Origin of the sequence: Niallia tiangongensis (assembly GCF_044704065.1) — a bacterium.
Lineage (GTDB): Bacteria > Bacillota > Bacilli > Bacillales > Cytobacillaceae > Niallia > Niallia tiangongensis.
In genome coordinates this window covers 2,429,550-2,452,058 of sequence record NZ_CP162613.1, presented here as the reverse complement: position 1 = coordinate 2,452,058, position 22,509 = coordinate 2,429,550, and the positions used below count along the sequence as shown (strand labels likewise).

Here is a 22,509-nt window from a genome sequence, read left to right as displayed (position 1 = left end):
CATTTATTAACTATATGCTTGTTTTATCCGTTTATGTATTCCCCCGATATTTTTGCATTTACTTCCAAAAATAGATATAATTAAATAAATCATTTTCAAATAAAAACAAATTATGTTTCCTAACTATTTGTTCTCTTTATACAAATAATAGGATTAACAGAATTATTACACGGAAAGGACCATTTACCATGCTAAAAAAGCAATTACTAACTCAAATTGAATTAAAACGGTCAGAGCTAATTGAAATTGCTATGAAACATGGTTTTTCATCGTCCTCAGCCATTATATGCAGTCAAGAATTAGATGTATTACTAAATAAATATAATGAAATGAATCTAAAAAAAGAATTTCCTAACTTTCGAAGTTCAAAAGAACAATGGAATGTATAAGCAAAAAACCGAAGTTTACCGCAAATACTACGGAAATCTTCGGTTTTTTTATCAGCTTAAAAGCCCTATTTTCAACTTTTAGGTAAGCTCTACTTGATGCTCCACCGTTTCTTCAATAGAATCGGCCGCTCCATTTTGGAGAAGATACATTTTATAATATAAACCCTTTTGCTGAAGCAATTGCTGATGATTACCTCTTTCAACAATATTTCCTTTATGAAGGACAAGTATTAAGTCCGCATCTTGAATAGTAGAAAGACGATGGGCAATCGCGATTGTTGTTCGACCTTTACGCATTTTTGATAAGGCAAATTGAATCGCCTCTTCTGTTTCTGTATCAATATTTGCTGTTGCTTCATCTAAAATCAATACTTTCGGATTGGTCAAGATTGTGCGTGCAAAAGCAATGAGCTGGCGCTGGCCGCTAGAAAAGGCAGAACCTCTTTCCACCACTTTATGATCGTATTGATCCTCTAGCTTTTCAATAAACTGACTCGCTTGCACAAATTTTGCCGCTTCGATTACCTCTTCGTCACTTACCTCCTTATTATATAGGTGGATATTATCCTTTACTGTTCCATAAAAGAGGAACGGATCTTGTAGTACCAAGCCCATTTTTTCGCGGAGTTCATGCTTGCTGAAGCTCTTCAACGATTTTCCATCAATAAGAATTTCCCCTTTTCCAAAATCATAAAACCGCATAAGTAAATTAACAATCGAGCTTTTTCCACTTCCAGTATGTCCTACTAATGCAACAGTTTCCCCTTCTCGAGCCGTAAAAGAGATATTTTTCAAAACATCTTGTTTGCCATCATAGGAAAATGTAACATTTTGGAATTCAATTACTCCGTTTCCAATTCTATTTTTGCTATATGGAACTAGAGTTGGCTCTATATCTTCCTCTTCCAAAACGGTAAATACGCGAAACGCAGATACAATCGCTTGTTGGTATAGAGATAAACGCATCATCATATTATTTACAGGTTCAAAAAAGCGGTCTAAATAGCTAACAAATGCGTATAACACACCGATTTCAATTGGATTCGCAAAAGAAGATATTCCAAAATAACTTAAAACGAGAATTAACCCTAGAGTATAGACTAGATCGATTGCCGGTCTCAGCAATAATCCTTCAAGCTTTATATTCCGCATTCCCGCCTTGTAGTGCTTCGAATTAATATTATCAAACTCCGCTTTTAATCTTTTTTCCTGTCTGAATACTTGAATTATATTCATTCCCTGTAAAGATTCGCTAAGCTTCGCATTTAATTGGCTTAATCGTTCTCTAATATCCTGATAAAAGCTTGCACTATACTTTCGATACGTATAAATAATAAATCCAAGAATCGGCAGTAAAATTAAACAAATAGCACCAAGCTTTACATTTAAAAAAAACATCGCGATAACGATCCCAAATATCATAAATCCACTCTGGATAAAGGTCGCAAGCACACTGACAAACATATCTTTAATTGCTTCTGTATCATTCGTAACTCTCGAAACGATGCTTCCTGCTGGAATTTTGTCAAAATAGCGTAGCCCAAGTGTATGAATCTTCGAAAATACATCTACTCGAAGCTGCTGGATTATGTATAACGCAATTTCTTGAAACTTAAACAATTGAAAATACATGATAACTACATTCATTATTTGAATGAAAATATAGGTGATTCCTAATAAAGCTAATGGCTGTACTTCCAAATTTCTTGGTGTTAAATAATCATCAATAAAAACTTTAATTAAATAAGGTCCTGCTAATTCTCCCAATGTTGATAAAATTAGAAGGGCAAATGCAATCGTTACCGCTTTTTTATGTGGTTTAACATAACGCAATAAACGAAACAATACTTTTCGCTGCTGTTCACTCGTCAATTTAATTGTCTTATCCATTTGTATCCCCCATGCTGACCATTACTTCTAAAGCTTGGCGATGGTACATTTCTTTATACCAACCTGTTTCCTTCACAAGCTTTTGATGGTCCCCACTTTGAATAATTTGCCCTTCATCTAATACAATGATAAGGTCTGCATGTTCAATCGCACTTAATCGATGTGATGTAATGATCGTCGTTTTCCCTTCCCGATTTTCCTTCAAGGCTGTAAGAATGGTTTCCTCGGTTTTTGCGTCAACTGCTGAAAGGGAATCATCTAAAATAAGAATTTCTGGATTCATCAGAAGTGCTCTTGCAATTGAAATCCGCTGTTTTTGACCACCAGATAAAGAAACGCCTCTTTCTCCGACAACTGTGTGATACCCATCTGTAAACATAAGGATATCCTCATGAATATTTGCTAACCCTGCAGCCTGATGGATTTCTATCTCTGAAGCATTCGGATTTGTAAAGGCAATATTATCTCTTACACTAGCGGAAAATAGAAAATGCTCCTGTGGGACATATCCAATAGAAACTCTTAATGCATCTAGATCAATTTGTTTTATTTCTGTCCCGTTAATCATTATCTTTCCATCGTAATGATCATATTCTCTAAATAACAATTTTAGGAGTGTTGTTTTTCCAGCTCCCGTTTTCCCTACTATTCCAAGTGTCTGCCCTCGCTTTAGACGAAATTGGATATTTTTTAGGACGTCTACTTTATTATTATAGGAGAATGTTTTCAAATCATAAACAATGTCTCCTGCTGGAGGTGTCTTGATAACTGCCAGATTATTGATAATATCAACTTTTGTTTCAAGCAACGCAGTAACACGGTCATAAGAAGCTCTCCCTCTTTCCATAATATTAAAGAGCCATCCAAATGCAAGCATCGGCCAAATCAGTAATCCAAGATAGGTAGTAAAGGAAACAAGCTGTCCTAAACTGAGTTCTCCATTAATAACATAACGAGAACCAAAAACAATGGCTAAAAAGAAAGAGATACTTACAATAATAGAAATGGTCGGATCATATAATGCATCCACACGGGCCACTTTAATATTTTTATCCACAACATCCAGGGATGACTTGCGGAAATCTTCTATATCTTCTTTTTCTTGCCCAAATGTTTTTAATACCTTTATGCCAGAAATACTTTCTTGGGTCTTATCATTTAAGGAAGAAAAAGCAGCCTGCGCTTGATGAAAATATTTATGTATTAAAGAACCATAATAGCTAGTTAATATTGCCATTAACGGCATTGGTAATAAACAAATAAGCGTGAGTTTCCAGCTAATGGTGGTGGCCATCGCGATAATGACAAATCCGCCAGTTGCTAATGAATCAACTAGTGTAAGCACTCCCTGCCCAGCCGTTTGCTGAATAGCTTGAATATCGTTTGTTGCATGTGCCATTAAGTCCCCTGTGCGATTTCGCTGATAAAAGGATTGTGACATCTTCGTAAAATGACTATATAATTGATTCCTCAATAATTTACCAAGCTTGACAGCTGATCCAAATATCATGACTCGCCAATAATAACGTAGCACGTACATGGCTATAGCTGATGCTACTAGAATCCCTAGCCATTGCAATAAAATGGACCAATTCAACGTCCTACCCTGAATATGGTCAACTACTATCCCAACAACTCTAGGAGGAATAAGCTGCAGAACTGCAACTAAAATCAACAGGAAAACCCCTCCAAAATATGCCTTCTTCTCCTGCATAAAATACCATTTTAAATCGAAAAAAACTTTCAAACTTATACACCTCTTGTCTGTTGGCAACTAATTATGTAAAAATACCCTTCATTAGTTTAGCAAAATATTTAGGAACTGGAAAGGAATTTTATTATATTTTCAAAATATTTAATGGAGTAAAAATATTAGTTCTTTTAGGATGGTATTACTTTAGTAATCATCTTTTTATCTAGTATGTTTGTTGCTTTATATTTCTCGATAATATTTTGTCTAAATACCGCCCCACCTCAAAAGAGAATATACGTTCGTGTATAAATTTAGTTTAATACCGCAATTCTTAGCTGTCAATACAAAAAGGAACAAACGTTCGAATAACTCAGCTTTTGTTTTATGGCTTTTAAAAATATAATTAAATGAATTTTCTGTAAATATGATATAATATAAAGGTTGTTTATTTAGAAATCAAATTTGTTAAAGGAGGCGTTCATAATGACAAACAATCAATTTAATCGTATCCATTCCAAGGGGAATACGCCTAATTAACAAAACATTTAGGATTCCCCAAATTTGAAAGGGGAAAAAATGATGAATACTGCCAAGGTAAAAATTGTAGAACTGAATGCTGATAATTGGTATACATGCTGTGAATTACACTTATCAGAGGAACAAGCAAAATTTATGGAACCAAATGCTATTTCTATTGCTCAATCCAAGTTTGAACCAACTTTGAATCCGTTTGCTATCTATTATGAAGAGAAAGTAGTAGGCTTTTTAATGTTCAATTCTTCAATCGAAGAACTTGATGGACATTGGATATATAGAATAATGGTTGATAAGGATTTCCAAGGACAAGGGATAGGAAAAGCAGCCACTTTATTAATGATGGCGGAAATGATAAAAATACCTGATCTCAAAAAAATTGTGGTTGGTTATCATCCCGAAAATAAAGCAGCCCATTATTTGTATTCCAGTTTGGGGTTTATTGATTATGGAGATAGGTTTGGGAAAGAAATGGCTGTTGTTAAAAATATAAAATAAATATTCTATCAGAAGGGAGTCTTTCATCCCCTACTATAATTTAAAGGCTGGGACAAAAGTATTTCAGCCCAAGTTAAAACCAAACAATCAAAGTTCGTATGATTGTTTGGTTTTTTAATTAGTTTTTAAAAATGCTGTTTCAGTTTTTATTTCCCGCAGCCGGAATACACTTCGCTTTCCGTGGGGCTCGCACTGAGCCGCTTCGGCCTGTGGGCTGCAGGATCTCAGTCTGTCTCCCTAATCCCGCTGGAGTCTACGTATATTCCGGTTGCTCCATTTTTCCTACTAATTCATTTTTTTCGAACATCCATTGTTTTTTATGATATAGCCTTTAAAAACAAAGTGGAATGGAGCGGAAGACACTCCACTCCTGCTGGAAGTAGAGCAAGCTTTAGACCTCACAAGATTTAAGCCGAGGAGACGACTTTGTTTGCTCCCCTGCGCATCGAGTGTCTGTAGCGCAATGGAACGAATTAGCTTTTACACTTAACTATATTTAAAAACAGAAATAATCAATATTATTTAAAAATGTGCGTTATTTAAGAGCTAAATTAGAAATTGTTCGTCTTTACAGCTTGTCTATTTAGTTTTGTCCCATCCTCTTTTTAATTTATTAACATTCCTTTTAAATAATCCAAAAAGGAATCCTTCATTTCCTCTTTTAAATAGTTGCATTTATATTCTTCATATTTTTGTTCTGAATAAAGAGAAAAAAAATATGAAAAATGGGGCATATTCACCTTTCCTCATATCTAAAATAAACAGACCCTCACCAATTGTACTAACCTCCAAAAGTTAAATTCTATTATAACTTTTAGGAATCAGTACAAATTAAGGAGAGGGTTTCTCTATATTTCATTAATTAATTCGATAAAATCTTCGGCAGAAAGAACATTGAATGAATATTGTGATACATCGAACATGCCACTTTTATAGTCATTTGAAATAATGAAGTCTGCGTTATAACCTATGGCACATTGCACAAACATTAAATCTGTTTTATCTTTAATCTCAGAAACGTCATCCATATCTGCTATATTTACTGAACTACCATAATAAAATAATTTTGAAATGTAATTTAAAGTTTTCAATCTATCATTTTTATCATCGATAAATTTTCTAGCGAAATTTTTAGTAACATATAATAATTCGCCTATACTATCTTGTGAAAAACCTAAATATATTTTATTATCTCTTATTAGTTTAAGAATAGCTTGGCAATTTGAATTACCATAAAACCACCCTTGAATGAAAATGTTTGTATCAATAACAACTTTATACTTTTTCGTCATCTTCTTTTATAATCTAATGCTTCTTTAATTTCATCAGGAGTTAGATTTTTTTCACTAATTGTTTTTTGAATAATGTCTTGAAGATCATCCATGAAGTCTAATACTTGGTCTTCTTTTTTTACGAATGTTGCCATGTCTTTTTCCTCCCTATTATCCAAATAGTAACACCACCTTAAAAGAAGTTATTACTATACTTTATTGCCTATATTGTACCATATATTCCTCTTCGGAAGAAGAAATTCATTGGGATATTTTCTCATTGACAAAACACAAAAATTCAAAACAAAGAATATTTTGTCAATTATTGAGGTTTTTGGGGAATTAAATAAAACTGGGGTTAAAATCCTACTCCTAAGCATTTTCAACAATGTTTTTAATTGTATCTACTAACTCATCCATACGTTCTTCGAGCGAAGTTATATATACTCTAGCTGTTGGATAAAGACTCCCTTTACAACATAAACGTAAATCAACAACTTCAGCCACGTTTGGAAAATTCTCAGTAGCTTGTAATCCTATAACTTCTGCATCTAAAAAAATTGTTAAACCACTTCCTTCACCATATGTAAGATAAAAAAAATGAGATTGTTCCACATGATTTATTATCTCTCCTTCATTAAAAGTCGATATACCAAAATCACTATAATATAAGGATCTATCCACCTAGTTATTCCTCGCTCAAAGATAACCCTTCTTTAAGCGTTAAGATACATCATTATAAGTTAAAACCTCTCTCAAATTGTTCACGTGACACCAAATATACCATTCTATTCTTTTGTAATCGAGTTCATCTCACCATAACATTCGTATATATTTGTATTAATGGTTCAAGCAAGATAGCTTAGGCGATTCAACTTTTTAAGCGATCTTCTCTACATATCTTTCAGACTCGAACCTAAAGAAGAAGGCTCTTGTCATCTTAAACATTGAAACAATACTTTGAGCTTGTAAACCATCTAATTGTTTACTTCTAATATAAGCTTTTAAATCATGTACTGTTATAGATTCTAACTCAGTAATTCCTCTTTTCTCTTGTAGATAACGTTTCATCGCTCGATACTCTTGATTTTTGTTAATAATTATTTTTTTAGTGAATCTAACACAAAAAACCACCTTCCTATTGGTTTAGTTTCCAACAGAATAGGCAGTTTTTAAAAAGTTTGATGACAGATTAACCAATTTCACTTAAAAACTTCTAAGATTGTTTCATCTATCGCTAATAATCACGTTATAAAAATAAATGCTTGCTTTCCAATCAATCAAGAGAATAGGATGCCACCCCTTGTTTACCAAGGGAGCTCGTCCTATTATTTTCCTTGTTGTTTATTCATCGCTGTCATCATTTGATTGATTTTCTTTTGAGAAGGTTTCATTCCCATTTGCATCATCATCATTTTTAACATTTGCTCGTTAATTGGTGGGTTTTTCTTTAAGTAGTTCATCATGTATTTACGCGCAATAAAAAATCCGATAACAATACCGGCGATTAATGCTACGACAATACTTAACCAAGCGTACCAAGGCATATCTTTTTTCCTCCTTCATGTTGTCTATACTTTAGTGTACTAGACCAGATAATATTATACAATATCTGTTACAGAATTTCTCCATTTTACACAAAATTTCTTTCTTTTATCGGTTTTAACCAGCCGAATCTGCCATTTTCTACATCTATGGCTAAAAAAGAAGGCTCGTGTTTGCGAATAATTTCAAAGAAAATAGATTCTGCATCATAGTAGCCATCTGCTTCGATAGATAAATAATCCTCTTTAACTGTTAACGATGCATTGCTTAAATTTCCATTTTCTATATAAAAGACACCATCTATATATTGAAAGCTTTTATTTTGCTGTAGAGCGGAATACATTTGATTTTCGATCATCCACTTGGAAATGGGAAGCGTTATAAAATCAACCTGTTTTTGAAGAATCCTCTTCAATTGTTCATCGTCTGTTTTAGTATGGTCCGAAAATAAATTGTAAAACAAGCGTTCTCTACCGTTATAATGAATGGCGACCTTTTCTTTAATTAAATACAATTGATATCTTCTCATACTGCTTCTTCACCAACCTGTCCACTTCTTTTCTTCTATTATAAAGAAGGTTTCTTTCAAGATGTGTCTCAAGGTGTAAAAAAAACAGACTTATTTTGTCGAATCAAAGAAAGTAGGATGGAATGGAATACTGATTCCAGCCTACTTTCTTATTTAAATTTCTAGCAGTGCTTTTAATCGCTTCACTACATTAGACACGGTAAATCCGTATTCTTCTAAAATTTTGTTTCCAGGTGCAGATGCTCCAAAGGTTTCAATGGAGAGTACATCTCCTTCGTCCCCTGCATATTTATGCCATCCAAGAGAACTTCCCATTTCGATTGCTAATCTTTTCTTTACTTTTTTCGGCAATACCTTTTGTTTATACTCTTTGGATTGCTGTTCAAATCTATCCCATGCTGGTAGGCTAACGACGGAAATATTTATTCCTTCTTTCTCTAATTCTTGCTGGGCTTTGACTGCTAAGCCAACCTCTGAGCCTGCGGCAATTAATAGAGCATCTGGCGTTTCTGCTTTTGATGGAGAAATAATATAACCACCCTTTGATACCCCTTCACAAGCACTATCCTTTGTACCTTTAATCGTCGGTAAGTTTTGTCTTGTTAACACTAATGCTGTTGGTTTATCCGTAGACTCTAGCGCGATTTTCCAAGCAGCAGCTGTCTCATTCCCATCGGCTGGCCGAATGACAGATAGATTTGGCATCGCTCTTAATGAAGCTAATTGCTCAACAGGCTCATGAGTTGGGCCATCCTCGCCAACTGCAATACTATCATGGGTGAATACATAAGTTACAGGCAATCCCATAAGTGCAGCAAGACGAATGGCAGGTCTTAAATAATCGGAAAAAACAAAGAATGTTCCACCAAATATTTTTAATCCACCATGTAGCATGATCCCGTTTAAAGCAGCTCCCATTGCAAATTCTCTTACACCAAACCAAATATTTCTTCCTTCAGGAGAATCAGGTGTAAAATCTTTCTCCCCTTTTATCATCGTATTATTACTGCCTGCTAAATCTGCAGAACCACCAACTAAGAATGGAAGATTTTTTGCAATACTATTGATTACTTCTCCTGAGGATGCACGACTTGCTAAGCTGCTTCCTTCTTCATAAACTGGCATTTCTCGATTCCAGCCCTCTGGCAAGGTATCTGCTAAAGCAGCCTTTAACTGTTTTGCAAGTTCTGGATATTCTATTTCATAGCTTGAAAAAAGCTCATCCCATTCTTTTTCCTTGTTCTCACCATGTATCGCTACTGCCTCTTTAAAATGATTATATACTTCATCTGGCACATAAAAATCTTCATCAAATGTCCAGTTATACGCTTCTTTTGTTAACTTAAGCTCATCCGCACCAAGGGGGGCACCATGCACAAGGGATTTTCCTGCTTTATTAGGCGCGCCAAATCCAATAATCGTTTTCACTTCAATTAAGGTCGGTTTCGTTTGATCTTTTTTCGCTTCTTCTAGTGCTTTTGCGATTCGTTCTGTGTCATTGCCATCTTCTACACGGATATACTGCCAGTCATATGCTTTAAATCGCTGCTCCACACTCTCCGAGAAGGATTTATCCAAATCACCATCTAAAGAAATATCATTGGAATCATACATCACGACTAATTTGCCTAGCTTAAGATGTCCCGCAAGAGAAGCTGCCTCAGCAGATACTCCTTCCATTAAATCACCATCCCCACAAATACTATATGTATAATGATCAACAATTGGATAGTTATTTTTATTATAAACACCTGCTAATTGTTTTTCTGCTATTGCCATCCCAACAGCCATCGCAATTCCCTGTCCAAGGGGACCCGTTGTTGCATCAACCCCAGCAGTATGTCCATATTCAGGATGACCAGGCGTCTTGCTTCCCCATTGTCTAAATTGTTTTAGATCGTCAAGGGTTAAATCATAGCCTGATAAATGCAATAAGCTATACAGTAAAGCAGAGCCATGCCCGGCAGATAATACGAAGCGGTCACGATTAAACCAGTCGGGATTTTTTGGATTATGATTCATATAAGATGTCCATAAGGTATAAGCCATCGGAGCCGCTCCCATTGGCATTCCTGGATGACCTGAATTTGCTTTTTCTATTGTATCAATGGATAGTGTTCTAATCGATGCAATCGATAAATGGTCAAGCTTTGTATTCACTATTCAACATCCTCTCATTTTCAATGATTGATTATGCCTAAATGATTCTTTTTTTTTCAATAAAATTTGAAAAAAGCACCACTATATACTTTCGACATTTATTTCGTATTTTACCCATAAATTGCAATAGAAAACATAAAAAAAACCTTAACATCGTAGTTAAGGTTTTTTTTACAAAGGCTATGTCGTAAATTTTGTTTGATCAAAACCAACAGCCCTTTATTACGGACGCGCGTGTAAAACTTAATGCATCTTTTTTCTGTTTTGTATATCTTTCACTTTTTGAGGTGTTACATCATTACCTTTTGGATCAAAAATCTTTACATTTTCAATCGTATTTACCATTGTGGAACGGAAATTTTTTAAATATTCAGCACGTAGCTTTGTTTGTTCTTTTGCTTCTTCTTGTGTTAAGCCCGTCTCTTTTTTCTTTTTTGCAAGTTCATTTATGCGATCAAGTTTATTTTTAGGAAACATTTTAAACTCCTTTAAAGAAATAATGTATGATTTCTGTTTAATTATCTTGTTCCATTTATTTTTGCTATGTTTAAATATATCGACTTAAGTGGTTATTTATAGCAAAAATAAAAAGCTCAGTCTTTAAAAAGCAACTGGCTAATTGATAATCTATTATATCATATATACATGTACATTCCTATTTTTAAGATTAGCTAAAGAATAAGCTATTCTTTCCCACTTAGCATCTCCATATATTCTTGATACCGGCGATGAATGGTCGCCTTTGAAAAATCATATCCAAGCCCTTTTAAAGTGGAGGTAATTTCGGAGAAGGTTAACCCATTTTGCTTCAGTTTTACGATTTCCTCTATGGGTACATCTATCTTCTGTCGACCTGAATGATCTCCTAAGTTTTTTAAGTTCTTATCAGGCCGATAACCGTTCTCTACTGCTCTTTTCATTCCTCTTTTTATCTTTAAATTATGTATTTTCCGCTGATATTCTTCCACTATGCTAACAATTTGCAAAACCATTGTATCTGCTTCTGAAAGAGTAAGCTCTCCTGATGAAGATATACTATAAAGCTTAATATTCTCCTTTAAAATGCAATGAAGAATAGCAATTCTTGCATTTCCTCTACCTAATCTTGTTTCATCCTGTATTAAAATCGACGAAATTTCCTCATCTTTTATAACCGATAAGAGCTCAAGCAGCCCTTCTCTATCTAGATCGTATCCACTTGCTCTTTCAGTGATGATTCTTTTTACATGAAAATCCATTTTACTTGCTAATTCTAATAATTCCTCTTCTTGTCTTGCAAGGGAAGTTGTCTGTTCTTCTTTATCTGTACTTACTCGACAATAGATTATTGCATTCTTTTCATTCTTCATTACTAATTAGATTCCCTTTCTATCATTCTGCAGCTAACATCAATTGATGATCCTCTACTCTTACTGGAATGACCAATTCTTCCCCAGCAGTAATATTATTAGCAGATATATTGTTATGTTCTTCTATCCATTTGATAAACTGTTTTTTTGTCATATTATAGGAACCTGCATATTCATTAGATAATTGCCATACAGTTTCTCCATTTTCCACTTTAACTGTCACATATTTGCTAGAATCTGCTTCTTCAGTATTCGCTACAATCATTATACACGCTATAAAACCACAAATTAAAAGAATAATAGTATACGAATATTTTTCCCACAATTTAGACATAAATAATTCCACCTTTTTTAGAATGTATGTTCGTTTATGTATTTAGTTTAATACGAACACACGTTTCCTGTCAATGATAAAATAGAACTTATGTTTGTATCCTCCTATATAACGTGTTATAATTAGTACAAGAATAATTTAACGAGGTGCGTATAATGCAGAAGCTTTCAAAGAGGCAATTAGACATACTAGAATACATAAAAGAAGAAGTTAAGCTAAAAGGATATCCACCTTCTGTCCGTGAAATTGCTGAGGCTGTTGGACTAGCATCAAGTTCTACGGTTCATGGCCATTTAGCAAGATTAGAGAGTAAAGGGCTAATCCGTCGTGATCCAACAAAACCTAGGGCTATTGAAATATTGGATTTAGAAGAAAGCAATATACCAAAATATAATATTATTAATGTACCTGTAGTCGGAAAAGTTACAGCTGGGATGCCTATCACTGCAATCGAGAATGTCGAGGAATATTTTCCTTTGCCGGAGAGACTAGCACCAAGCGATGAACAAATTTTCATGCTGGAAATTATGGGAGAAAGTATGATTGAAGCAGGAATATTAGATGGTGACTATGTTATCGTTAGACAACAGCATTCTGCTAACAACGGAGACATTGTTGTCGCAATGACAGATGAAGACGAAGCTACTGTTAAACGATTCTTTAAAGAACGTGACTTTATTCGCCTCCAGCCTGAGAACAGCACAATGGAGCCCATTATTCTACGTAATGTAAGTATTCTTGGAAAAGTAATCGGTGTGTATCGTCATATTCAATAACTATTCTCTTTAAATTATAAACAGCTAAAAGGCTTGTCCCATTGCGGACAAGCCTTTTAGCTGCATAATATAAGCTACTCCCACGCTTTGCAAACATCCACCCATTCCACTACATTGCCATATATATAAAGCTCTTCATTCGTCAATTCGATGGCTGAATTACTGCTTCCACAAGCTGGAAACACAGTGGTAAATCGCTTTAAAGATTCATCCATATACACAGGTAAGTTTTCTACTAAACCAAAAGGACAAACACCGCCAACTGCATGACCTGTTTTATCCAATACTTCTTCTGAAGATAGCATCCTTGCTTTTTCTGCAAAGGTTTGCTTGAATTTTTTATTATCAATTTTTGCATCCCCTGCTGCTACAATTAAGATTGCATCATTTCCTCTTCGGAAAGATAACGTTTTAGCAATTCTTTCTGGCTCTACTCCCAATGTTTCTGCCGCTTCTAATACAGTAGCGCTAGATGTTTGAAAAACTTGAATATCTTTTTCTCTATTCCATTTACTTAAATGAATTTGAACATTTTCTAACGACAATTTAAAACACTCCCCGAATATTCTTATTTTTCGCTATTTTAAAATATATCATTAAATCCATCCTAGCTCAAATGCTACATACTATATCGCTTAAAGGTTTTAAAAATAGCCATACTAAAAAGGAGCCCTTTAAGGATCGGACTCCTTTGATAATAAGTAAGCCACTTAGAATGTATTATAAACATTTTCACATTCTTCTGCAGTTGGTTCATAAAAGCAATGTAGCTTATATCTCCCAACGTGTGGCTGATTGTACCAGGTATCAGGACAATCACCTGGTGGACGAAAATACCATAAACTATATTTTGCTGGCCAAAAGGATTCTCCGTTCACTACTCTCCTTGCCAATCTTCGTTCACTTTCTCTCGGTCTTTGATAAAAATAGCCTTTCGTTGTTGCTTCAAACGCATGGGCTTGATAAACCATATCGTTTACGGAACGCAAGCCTTTGAAATCAGAACAATCTGCTCTCATTCGATTAATCCCTACATTTCCAACTAATAGCATGCCTAATTCTCCTTCTCCCTCTGCTTCTGCCCGGAGAAGTCTTGCCAGTAAATCAATATCCGCATCTGTTACACGTACGACTGCCATTGCATCACCCCCTACCCTTTCATCATATTTTTCCATACCTTATCCTATTCCTTTAAGGAAAATTATGACGGTTTTGTCTTTTGTTAAAAAGTGATTAGTTTTTTAAATTCTTTAAATCCAATAATATAGCTCGCTGCAATTAACCCATTGATAAACAAAATATAAAATAGTCCAATGATGTATATCTTGTATTTTTTCCACTTTTTCTTCATCGTTAATCCCACCTTTAATACTTTCTAACCTCCCCACCTTTTGGTAAATTTATGTATGCATGTAAATAACTAATGAATTTCTATTTTTAATCCATACTAACTTAATAAAATCTTCCTTTTTATAATCCAATTAGAAGGTGTAAAAGTGGTGAGATACATGTACTTTTTTTTATTACACATCCCTAGCAATGTAGAAATTGATAAAGAAAAAGAAAAATTATTTCATCTATCTATTGATCATTGGCTACAGCATGATTTATTCTCCATTAATTGGTGGATTCTTTTGCTAGCAACCATTATTCCTTATTTTATCTGGTGGAGGGTAGTCGATAAAAATCGTTTTTTCGAGGTGTTTTCTTATGGAATGTTTTGTGCCACTCTATGTATGCTCTTAGATATTATAGGGACTGAAATGTTGCTATGGAACTATCCGGACAAATTACTCCCCCTCATTACCCCGCTTATCCCTGCTAATTTGGTCGTAATCCCTATAACCGCCATGCTTGTATATCAATATTTCAGCACTTGGAAATATTTTTTGTTAGCAACTTTAGGCTGGTCTACCCTATTTTCCTATATTATCGAGCCATTATTTATGCTTAGAAAAATGTTCGTGTTAGGGGAAAATTGGTCCCATGCAAAATCATTTATCGGTTTTATTTTTCTAGGACTTCTTTTAAAAGCTGTTTTTGAAAACATTAAAAAGCATGTTCTAAAATAAGCATGTACTTTTTATCACATATAATTGTTATTTTTCCACAAACTATACAATGAATAAGCTCTTGAAAGGAGAGAAAACAATGAAGGATCCAAATGCTAAAGATACAAAGCAGCAAAACGAATTAGGATTAGATGCTGATGAACAAGAAATGAATGGTTTATATGGAATGGTTGAAACAATGGAAGAAGATGCGTTAAACAACCAAAATACGCAGCAAAAATTGTAAAAAAAAACCTCCTGCAAGCTTTGTTAGGCAGGAGGTATTCTCTTTATTCCTTTCGTTTAGCGCTAACTTTTAAAACCGCTGCTTCGATTTCCTCATAACTCGTACAGCGACATATATTAGATTCCAGCCACTCTTTTATCTTTTCTTTACTAGGATTAGCCTCATTTTGGAGCAGTGCATGCCCATTCATAATAAATCCTGGTGTACAATAGCCGCACTGAAAGGCAAATTCTTCGATAAAGGTTTGTTGGAGGGGACTATTTTTCAGTCCTTCTATCGTAATAATCTCCTTCCCTTGTGCTTCCACTGCAAGCATTAAGCAAGATTTCATCGGCATCCCCTCTATAATAGTGGTGCAAGCGCCGCAATCTCCGTTAAAACAGCCTGGCTTTGCACCAGTTAAAAAAAGGTCTTCACGCAATGTAGCAAGCAATGTTTTCGATGGAGGAATGGCTACTGAATGGTTTTCCCCATTTACCCGCAGTTTGATGATTACTAAATTTGGTCCACTTTCCGCCAATCACACTCCCTCCAATCGATTGATTATTTTTTCTAAAAGATCTGCCAGTACAAACAAGCGGTACTCCTCTGAGCCTTCCACATCATGAAGGATGGGGGAAGGAAGATGGTTTAAGGCAAGTGCGATTCGTGCTTCTCTATTCATGCTTTGATTATTTATAATGCGCTCGACTGCAAAGGCTCGAAAGGGAAAAGGACATAATCCGCTGATGGCTACTCTAATTTGACCATCCATTGTTAATGCTGCAACTGTAATTAATGGATATCCTGTATCCCACTGCTGTCTCACTTTTATTGCTATATATTTTTTAGACAAATATTTTTTTTCAATAAATGCCTGCACCAATAATTCTCCCGTCTGAAGCAATAATTGTTCCTCAAATACATTATGGATATATTCTGTTCTAATTCCATTTTCACTTGCAAGCACCAACACACTATCTGTTAAAAGAAATGGCAGGACTGCTTCTCGATAAAAAATATGTCCACAAATATTTCCACCAACTGTAATCTTATTTCTTGCTGTTCGATCAGCAATTTCTTTGCAAACCATCGTTAATAATGGAAAATAATTGCGTTCTTCTATATCTGTCAATGTGATGCAGGAACCGATCACAAGGTATTCTTCCTCCATCTGATGAATATTGCATGCCGCTATTTTTTTTATATCAATTGTGACATCCACATTTAATTGGTTGATTCTTCTTAGTGTGATAATTTCTGTGCCGCCTGCATAATAGGCTGGATGTCTATTTTGTACCTTTGTTTCTTTATATATTTGCATTGCCTGTTCTATGGTGGAAGCTGCTATATATTCAAATGCCATTATTTGCCTCCTTCCATTGTCTCCAAATAGCTTCGGGTGTAAGTGGGAGACGATTCAATTCAGTGTTTATTGCATGAGAAAGGGCATTTCCTAACGCTGCCGGGATGCCAACCAATCCGTGCTCCCCTGCTCCCCTTGCCCCAAATGGTGCCTCTAAATGTGGCGTTTTTATAATATCCACCTCATATTCCGGATGTTCACCAAATCTTAAAGGTCGATATGTCCGTAATTGGGGGTTTAGTACTTTACCGTTTTCATCAAAATAAAAAGCTTCCCGGCCTGCCCAAGCAATCCCCATACTCATTGCGCCTTTGATTTGCCCAAGTGCTGCTTTATAATTAAGCACTTCTCCTAAATCAACAACGGTTATCGCTTTTAAAATCTTATATCTAAATGTTTTCATCTCCATTTCAATTTCAACCCCTTGGGCTGCTACTGCCCATTCTGGACCAGGATTACCTGCACCTGTTTCTGGATCTAAATTGGTTAAACCAGTCAGTGTGTAACTACCATTTGCAATGATTTGTCCGCCAATGGAATTTCCATTTGGATAGGTATAGCCATACACAATATCTTTAAATGGCACGAATTGTTTCGGATTATCCCTTAAGAATACTTTTTCATTTGTTACTTCTAAATCATCTTCTGGTACTCTTAATACAATTGCACCCATTCTCTTCAGTTTTCGAATGGCATCATCTGCTGCAGCCATCACAGCTCTTCCTGCCATTAACGTTCCTCTACTTGCTACTGTCTTCCAATGCTCTGGCTCTATTTGTGTATCAACAGCCATTCGCACATGTATTCGATCCACACTCATCTTCATTTTTTCAGCTAAAATTTGCGCCAATACCGTTTTCGTTCCTGTGCCTATTTCGACTAAGCCAGACATTAGATTAATGCTTCCATCCGAATTGAAGGTGAGAACTACGCCAGAACTAACAGCTGGACCGATTGTTGAGTTTTTCCAACTACATGAAATTCCTTTTACACGAACCCTATTTTGAGAGATTACCTCAAATCGCCCCTTTTCCCACTCCATTAATTCCCATAAGCGATCGATACATTTTTCTACATTTCCTATTTTACTGCTCGTTAACACTACTTGTGTTGGAGTCGTATCGCCTGGATGAATGACATTTATTTTTCGAAAAAATAGAGGATCCATTTCTATTTTCTTCGCAAGCATATCCATCGCTCTTTCAAAAGCAAAATGGACTTCGCCATGGCTAAATCCTCGGAATGGTGCTGCATAGGGATGATTCGTATACACGCATAATGCATCACACCAGACATGGTCTATTTTATAAGGTCCTGTACAATCTACTGCCCCTGCTGTACTAAGATGGGGCGATTTATCTGCATATGCCCCGCCATCAAACACATACTTTAATTTAGCAGCAGTCAGTTTGCCATCAGCCGTACATGCAAGCTGAATCGTTGCCTCTAAGCCAATATGTACAGGGGAAACCGTTAAATCTTCTTCTCGCGTATTAAATACACGTACTTTTCTCCCGCTAACTGCTTTTGATGCAAGGTATGCAAATATTTCCAAATGAACGGACGCTTTTCCACCATAGCCTCCACCTACAAATGGCGTTTCTACGACTACTTTCCCTGTTTCCACCTTAAAATCTCTACTGATGATTTTTTTCACCATATAAGGTGCCTGCGAGCTAGTGACAATTCGGACGATTCCGCTTTCCCCAATTTCACAAAGTGCTGCTCTTGTTTCCATAGCAGAATGATCGGATATAGGAATAGAAAATTGGGATTCAATCATCACTTCCCCTTCCTTCATGCCTGCTTGAATATCTCCTTTTCTAATCTTTGTGTGATTGATAATATTTGTTCCTTCCACAGGATAGATCCCTTCGTCTTTCGTGTAATCGAGTAAATTGTCATGGAGGAGTGGCGCATCTTTCTCTAGTGCTTGTAATGGGGAATTTACAACTGTCAGGGGGTCATATTCGATGTGAATAAGTTGGGCTGCTTTCTTTGCAATTGGGATTGTTTCTGCAACAATTAATGCAATGACTTCCCCATAATAACGAACTTTATTGACAGCAAGTGGAGGGCGATCAATCACTTCTTCTCCAATCAAAGGTAAATTATCGCCAAGGATGACTGCCCTTACACCTTCCACCTTTTTGGCTTCTTCGATTTCAATGGAACGAATAGTAGCATGGGCATACGAGCTTTTTACCATCTCCACATGCAATGCGTCACTTGCTAGGTAATCAGCTGTATACTTTGCTTTTCCTGTCACTTTTTCAAGGGACTCTTTCCGAAAAACACTTTTTCCGATATATGTCACAGTTTCCCTCCTCTATTTCATCGATAAATATTTGTATGATGCAGTAAGAATACTGGCCAGTAATTAATTTCGTATTTTTCGGATACAAATTAATGCACACTAAGACTTTTCTTGCAAATCTGTATATGTATATGTATATGAGAAACATAAGTGAAATATATGAGATAAGGAAATAAATTAGAAAAAGTAATTTCAATGATATACTTTACCTTAGCCCCTTTCTTCCACAATTAAATAAGGAGAGGGATGGGACAAAACTAATTAGCCAATCTGTTAAGACGACCAATCTATAATTTAGCTCTTAAATAAATACTACTTTTTCATATTGATTATTTATGTTCCTCCTCAGGCTGCGGGTAATAACACAAACTATACTAAAACAGCCTTTTATAAAACTAATAAAAAAGCCCAAACGATTATACGAACCTTTCTTCGTATAATCATTCGGGTTTATTTTAAGCTGGAATACTTATGTCCCAACCTTTTTCCTTTACAGCAACTATTCCGTTTTCCATCCTTTATTTTCACACAGGTTCGTAATATGAGCGAGGTGGTGACGACCATGCCATGCGTAATTTCCGATTAATAATCGAACTGATTGGATGCCGTTTTCTGGATGTTGTAATTCCTTTTCTAATTCATCTGTCTGAACAAGAGCAAGAAATAGATAAACCCATCTTGCATGAATATTGGAGAGCAATTGGATTGACACATTTACAGGCATGGAATAGTCGGGGAGCTGTGCCCATAACCCTTCTTCGTATGGTTTAATAATCGGCTTCCGCTCCGTTAAAGCAAGCTTTGTGCGAATATATGCGTTCATATGACTATCTGCGACATGGTGTACTACTTGACGAATTGTCCAGCCGTCTTTTCGATAGGGTGTATCTAACTGCTCCTCTGTCAATGAGGCTACTGCTTTCTCAAGCTTTGCTGGATATTCCTCTATTTCTGAAATCCAGCTATGCAGAACTTCATCGGAGATCTGCCCTTCATATTCAAACAAACCAATTGGATATCTTTCATCCACTTCCCATTTCCCCTTCCATTCATACAGATCATTAAAGTATTAGCATTTAATTCTCAAAAAATAGTAAAATAGAATCTTTCATTGGTTCATAGCCAATGTCCATGTATATTTTATTGGACGTTGGGTTTGTAGTGTCTGTATAGAGGCTAGTAGATGAAAAACCGCTCTTTAACAAACGGTCTGAAAGTTCTGCAACACAATTTGTGGCATAGCCATTTTTTCTAAACGCATCTGGCGTATACACAAAATTAACCGTAATATTATTCTTCGTAGGTCTGCTTGCATTTGCCATACTAACTAACTGATTATCTACTTCCCATCCAGCAAGTTTACCACTTTGAATGATTTCTTCTGCACGTTTTCCTGCCTGTTCCATTTCTAATGGCTGATTGACGGACGCAGCGAAATCATAAACCCATTGTTGAATACGCGCCTGATCTCTACTTGTTATCCATCTAAAATTACCAACATTAGATGGTTTCTTTTTCACTTCTTTTAGTTGATAGATTCGCTGGTCCATTCCGAGTACAACATTTAATTGACGCAACGCAGCAATACGTTGAGCCATCTCTTGCACAATTGCTTTTTCGCCAATGAAACCTGGAATCACTTCTATACTTTCATGAATCAATTTACTTACTAACGGCATTTCCAATGGAGTCATCCCTTTAAAAACAGAGACGATTATTTGTTTGGGATGGGTCTGAAATAACATAAGGATTGGTTGTTCATCCTTATAAACTCCAGCCATAACGATAGGCTTAATCATCTCATTTATATTCATTAAGATTCCTAGAGGCAGGCCATTAACCGCTTCTTCCTTTTCCAAAAGTGGTAGCATCACCCGCTTGAAATCATTTACATCATAAAATTTTTGAACAAGTAGCACCACAGTTCTCCTCCAAATCTCAAGTAATTTATGTGTATCGAAAAGAGTTAAGACTGACTCACTTGAATAAATGATTTTATTCCAGGGGGAGTATAGGTCGAAAAATTATCTAGCAATCGTGCTGGATTTGAATCGATAAGCGCAATGTTCCGATACTGTTCTTGTAAAAATTCTGCATCGGCCATATGATTAATTAATCCAACTAGGGGATCATAATAATGGTTGATGTTAAGAATGCCTAAAGGTTTTTTATGTAAACCAAGCTGTGCCCAAGTAAAGATTTCAAAAAACTCTTCCATCGTGCCCGCACCACCTGGAAGTGTAATAAACCCATCAGCTAGCTCTGTCATTTTCGCCTTTCTCTCATGCATGGACTTTACGACAATTAATTCACTTAAATGAGGATGAGCTATTTCTTTTTCTTGAAGAAAGTCAGGCAGTACCCCAATTACCTTACCACCCTCTTCCACTATACTATCAGCAATTGCTCCCATTAAACCAATGCATGAACCACCATATACAAGCTCTAAATCTCGTCTCGCCAATTCTTTCCCTAATGCGATCGCTTCTTCGATATAAATATTAGAAGCTCCTGTACTTGAACCACAGAACACCGCAATTCTTTTCATATTGATTCCTCCATTTTATAAAATTTAGAGAATATTTCATTACATTTTTCCTATTCGTTGTGCAATTTTGCATGGATTACTATTAAATAAGTAAGAGAAATCGAAAATAATGGAAAATTTTTCTCCCTCCGTCTATTTTAACTGGAATCAAAGACGAAAAGAAGTAGTGTTTGCCTTATTTGATATTGCAATTTATGAATTTTTATTGAATCCTAGCATTTTATTCTCCAAAATATATTTTTTCAAAAAAAATTGATACATTATGTTTAAGAGATGTATCTAATGGGTATTTGATAGATAAACAATATAAGTACACCTAATATCAAGGAGGTTTAAAATGACGGGTAATGTATTATATAAAGGCAGAGTGTTTAAAATTTTATTTTGCTATGATACAGGTTATTGTGAAATTAGGGATATTTATAATGTATTTAAGGTGGAGCTTGTTCATAATTCTCAACTTACCATGTTAGAAGATATTTGCACTCCTTAAACATATCCTTTTAGTTTTTTTGTCATTTGAAAATGACAGCTTATTTTCAAAAGAAATGTAAGCGTTTTTCATTTTTTTATTTTTAATGGTATCCATCCATGCTTTCATTCGGTGTTTATACCATTTTATATATTTATTTCCTTATTTAGACCTTTTTTCTACATATTATAATGAACTTGTCCACACCATATATAATCACATTCATATCATATAGTAAATCTATAGATGGAGGTGACTAGTATGTCTGAATATGGAGGCGGATTTGGAAGCAACTTTGCATTAATCGTAGTATTATTTATTTTATTAGTTATTATCGGTGCATCTTATGTAGGCGGTTATTAACACACTATCGTTTGGATTGAAAGTGTCTCAAACAGATGGTATTCATAGACACATTATCTATTAAATATTTTAATAGGTAGTGCCTTTGAAACTCCTCTTTTTGAGGCATTTTTTCATTGAATTTAATAAAAATGGATCATAATCATTAGTCCAGATGGTAACCATTTATATTCAAATGCACTCTAATCAAATAGCCTT

Annotated in this window: 28 protein-coding genes; 7 read left to right on the top strand and 21 right to left on the bottom strand. The window is 35.3% G+C overall.

Annotation, left to right across the window (positions count from 1 at the left end):
• Positions 1-188 precede the first annotated feature (188 nt).
• Entirely contained in the window at positions 189-389 is a 201-nt protein-coding gene (locus tag AB3U99_RS11700) for a Spo0E family sporulation regulatory protein-aspartic acid phosphatase (RefSeq protein WP_400247751.1), read from the top strand.
• 78 nt (positions 390-467) lie between these two features.
• Here the strand turns inward: AB3U99_RS11700 and AB3U99_RS11695 are convergent, their stop codons facing one another.
• Together AB3U99_RS11695 and AB3U99_RS11690 are read right to left on the bottom strand one after the other, a co-directional pair.
• The gene (locus tag AB3U99_RS11695) at positions 468-2,279 is read right to left on the bottom strand and encodes an ABC transporter ATP-binding protein (protein WP_400247750.1); all 1,812 of its coding nucleotides are present in this window, start codon (positions 2,277-2,279) and stop codon (positions 468-470) included.
• Positions 2,272-4,026, bottom strand: coding sequence for an ABC transporter transmembrane domain-containing protein (locus tag AB3U99_RS11690; RefSeq protein WP_400247749.1), 1,755 nt, complete (start codon positions 4,024-4,026; stop codon positions 2,272-2,274). Before AB3U99_RS11690 ends, AB3U99_RS11695 begins: the two co-directional genes overlap by 8 nt.
• A gap of 525 nt (positions 4,027-4,551) precedes the next feature.
• Between AB3U99_RS11690 and AB3U99_RS11685 the strand changes: the two genes are divergently transcribed.
• Positions 4,552-5,004, top strand: a complete 453-nt coding sequence (locus tag AB3U99_RS11685) for a GNAT family N-acetyltransferase (RefSeq protein ID WP_400247748.1) — start codon at positions 4,552-4,554, stop codon at positions 5,002-5,004.
• A gap of 848 nt (positions 5,005-5,852) precedes the next feature.
• On the opposite strand, the gene AB3U99_RS11680 is transcribed toward AB3U99_RS11685, so the two are convergent.
• The 10 genes from AB3U99_RS11680 to AB3U99_RS11635 form a co-directional block, all read right to left on the bottom strand.
• A complete protein-coding gene (locus tag AB3U99_RS11680) occupies positions 5,853-6,296 on the bottom strand; it encodes a putative toxin-antitoxin system toxin component, PIN family (protein WP_400247746.1) in 444 nt (147 codons plus the stop codon).
• Positions 6,293-6,430 carry a hypothetical protein gene (locus AB3U99_RS11675; protein ID WP_400247745.1) on the bottom strand — a complete coding sequence of 46 codons (138 nt, stop codon included), beginning with the start codon at positions 6,428-6,430 and terminating at the stop codon, positions 6,293-6,295. Before AB3U99_RS11675 ends, AB3U99_RS11680 begins: the two co-directional genes overlap by 4 nt.
• Positions 6,431-6,647: 217 nt before the next feature.
• Complete coding sequence (locus tag AB3U99_RS11670) at positions 6,648-6,959, bottom strand: hypothetical protein (RefSeq protein WP_400247744.1); 312 nt, start codon at positions 6,957-6,959, stop codon at positions 6,648-6,650.
• 195 nt (positions 6,960-7,154) lie between these two features.
• Positions 7,155-7,346 carry a hypothetical protein gene (locus AB3U99_RS11665; RefSeq protein ID WP_400247743.1) on the bottom strand — a complete coding sequence of 64 codons (192 nt, stop codon included), beginning with the start codon at positions 7,344-7,346 and terminating at the stop codon, positions 7,155-7,157.
• Between the two features lie 257 nt (positions 7,347-7,603).
• Entirely contained in the window at positions 7,604-7,822 is a 219-nt protein-coding gene (locus AB3U99_RS11660) for a YneF family protein (RefSeq protein ID WP_016205025.1), read from the bottom strand.
• Between the two features lie 86 nt (positions 7,823-7,908).
• On the bottom strand, positions 7,909-8,349 hold the full coding sequence (gene sirA / locus AB3U99_RS11655) for a sporulation inhibitor of replication protein SirA (protein WP_400247742.1): 441 nt from the start codon (positions 8,347-8,349) through the stop codon (positions 7,909-7,911).
• A gap of 153 nt (positions 8,350-8,502) precedes the next feature.
• The gene (gene tkt / locus AB3U99_RS11650; protein ID WP_400247741.1) at positions 8,503-10,509 is read right to left on the bottom strand and encodes a transketolase; all 2,007 of its coding nucleotides are present in this window, start codon (positions 10,507-10,509) and stop codon (positions 8,503-8,505) included.
• A 243-nt stretch (positions 10,510-10,752) separates the two neighbouring features.
• Positions 10,753-10,986, bottom strand: a complete 234-nt coding sequence (locus tag AB3U99_RS11645; RefSeq protein WP_341193046.1) for a DUF896 domain-containing protein — start codon at positions 10,984-10,986, stop codon at positions 10,753-10,755.
• A 206-nt stretch (positions 10,987-11,192) separates the two neighbouring features.
• Complete coding sequence (locus AB3U99_RS11640; RefSeq protein ID WP_400247740.1) at positions 11,193-11,858, bottom strand: YneB family resolvase-like protein; 666 nt, start codon at positions 11,856-11,858, stop codon at positions 11,193-11,195.
• 22 nt (positions 11,859-11,880) lie between these two features.
• Positions 11,881-12,192, bottom strand: a complete 312-nt coding sequence (locus AB3U99_RS11635) for a cell division suppressor protein YneA (RefSeq protein ID WP_400247739.1) — start codon at positions 12,190-12,192, stop codon at positions 11,881-11,883.
• A 155-nt stretch (positions 12,193-12,347) separates the two neighbouring features.
• Here AB3U99_RS11635 and lexA point away from each other — a divergent pair, with 155 nt between their 5' ends.
• Positions 12,348-12,968 carry a transcriptional repressor LexA gene (gene lexA, locus AB3U99_RS11630; protein WP_312093866.1) on the top strand — a complete coding sequence of 207 codons (621 nt, stop codon included), beginning with the start codon at positions 12,348-12,350 and terminating at the stop codon, positions 12,966-12,968.
• Positions 12,969-13,042: 74 nt separating this feature from the next.
• Here lexA and AB3U99_RS11625 read toward each other — a convergent pair whose 3' ends face one another.
• The 3 genes from AB3U99_RS11625 to AB3U99_RS11615 all read right to left on the bottom strand — a co-directional run bounded on the left by AB3U99_RS11625 (position 13,043) and on the right by AB3U99_RS11615 (position 14,319).
• Positions 13,043-13,513 carry a YbaK/EbsC family protein gene (locus AB3U99_RS11625; protein ID WP_400247738.1) on the bottom strand — a complete coding sequence of 157 codons (471 nt, stop codon included), beginning with the start codon at positions 13,511-13,513 and terminating at the stop codon, positions 13,043-13,045.
• A 165-nt stretch (positions 13,514-13,678) separates the two neighbouring features.
• Entirely contained in the window at positions 13,679-14,107 is a 429-nt protein-coding gene (locus AB3U99_RS11620; protein WP_400247737.1) for a cell wall hydrolase, read from the bottom strand.
• Between the two features lie 83 nt (positions 14,108-14,190).
• Positions 14,191-14,319, bottom strand: coding sequence for a hypothetical protein (locus tag AB3U99_RS11615; protein ID WP_400247736.1), 129 nt, complete (start codon positions 14,317-14,319; stop codon positions 14,191-14,193).
• Positions 14,320-14,476: 157 nt separating this feature from the next.
• Here AB3U99_RS11615 and AB3U99_RS11610 point away from each other — a divergent pair, with 157 nt between their 5' ends.
• Positions 14,477-15,040, top strand: coding sequence for a CBO0543 family protein (locus AB3U99_RS11610; protein ID WP_400247735.1), 564 nt, complete (start codon positions 14,477-14,479; stop codon positions 15,038-15,040).
• Positions 15,041-15,119: 79 nt separating this feature from the next.
• Positions 15,120-15,266: a DUF4021 domain-containing protein gene (locus tag AB3U99_RS11605; protein ID WP_400247734.1), complete on the top strand. Its 147-nt coding sequence runs from the start codon at positions 15,120-15,122 to the stop codon at positions 15,264-15,266.
• A gap of 43 nt (positions 15,267-15,309) precedes the next feature.
• Here the strand turns inward: AB3U99_RS11605 and AB3U99_RS11600 are convergent, their stop codons facing one another.
• From AB3U99_RS11600 to AB3U99_RS11575, 6 genes are all read right to left on the bottom strand, one after another.
• Positions 15,310-15,786 (bottom strand): (2Fe-2S)-binding protein, encoded by a 477-nt coding sequence (locus AB3U99_RS11600; RefSeq protein ID WP_400247733.1) that lies wholly within the window; start codon positions 15,784-15,786, stop codon positions 15,310-15,312.
• Entirely contained in the window at positions 15,787-16,569 is a 783-nt protein-coding gene (locus tag AB3U99_RS11595; RefSeq protein ID WP_400248042.1) for an FAD binding domain-containing protein, read from the bottom strand.
• Positions 16,570-16,600: 31 nt separating this feature from the next.
• Positions 16,601-18,928, bottom strand: coding sequence for a xanthine dehydrogenase family protein molybdopterin-binding subunit (locus AB3U99_RS11590; protein ID WP_400247732.1), 2,328 nt, complete (start codon positions 18,926-18,928; stop codon positions 16,601-16,603).
• 499 nt (positions 18,929-19,427) lie between these two features.
• The gene (locus AB3U99_RS11585) at positions 19,428-19,958 is read right to left on the bottom strand and encodes a YfiT family bacillithiol transferase (RefSeq protein WP_400247730.1); all 531 of its coding nucleotides are present in this window, start codon (positions 19,956-19,958) and stop codon (positions 19,428-19,430) included.
• 46 nt (positions 19,959-20,004) lie between these two features.
• Positions 20,005-20,847 (bottom strand): GNAT family N-acetyltransferase, encoded by an 843-nt coding sequence (locus AB3U99_RS11580; protein WP_400247729.1) that lies wholly within the window; start codon positions 20,845-20,847, stop codon positions 20,005-20,007.
• A gap of 47 nt (positions 20,848-20,894) precedes the next feature.
• Positions 20,895-21,476 (bottom strand): TIGR00730 family Rossman fold protein, encoded by a 582-nt coding sequence (locus tag AB3U99_RS11575; protein ID WP_400247728.1) that lies wholly within the window; start codon positions 21,474-21,476, stop codon positions 20,895-20,897.
• Between the two features lie 337 nt (positions 21,477-21,813).
• Between AB3U99_RS11575 and AB3U99_RS11570 the strand changes: the two genes are divergently transcribed.
• Together AB3U99_RS11570 and AB3U99_RS11565 are read left to right on the top strand one after the other, a co-directional pair.
• On the top strand, positions 21,814-21,969 hold the full coding sequence (locus AB3U99_RS11570) for a hypothetical protein (RefSeq protein WP_400247727.1): 156 nt from the start codon (positions 21,814-21,816) through the stop codon (positions 21,967-21,969).
• 240 nt (positions 21,970-22,209) lie between these two features.
• Complete coding sequence (locus AB3U99_RS11565; protein ID WP_251629896.1) at positions 22,210-22,311, top strand: YjcZ family sporulation protein; 102 nt, start codon at positions 22,210-22,212, stop codon at positions 22,309-22,311.
• Positions 22,312-22,509: the final 198 nt, after the last annotated feature.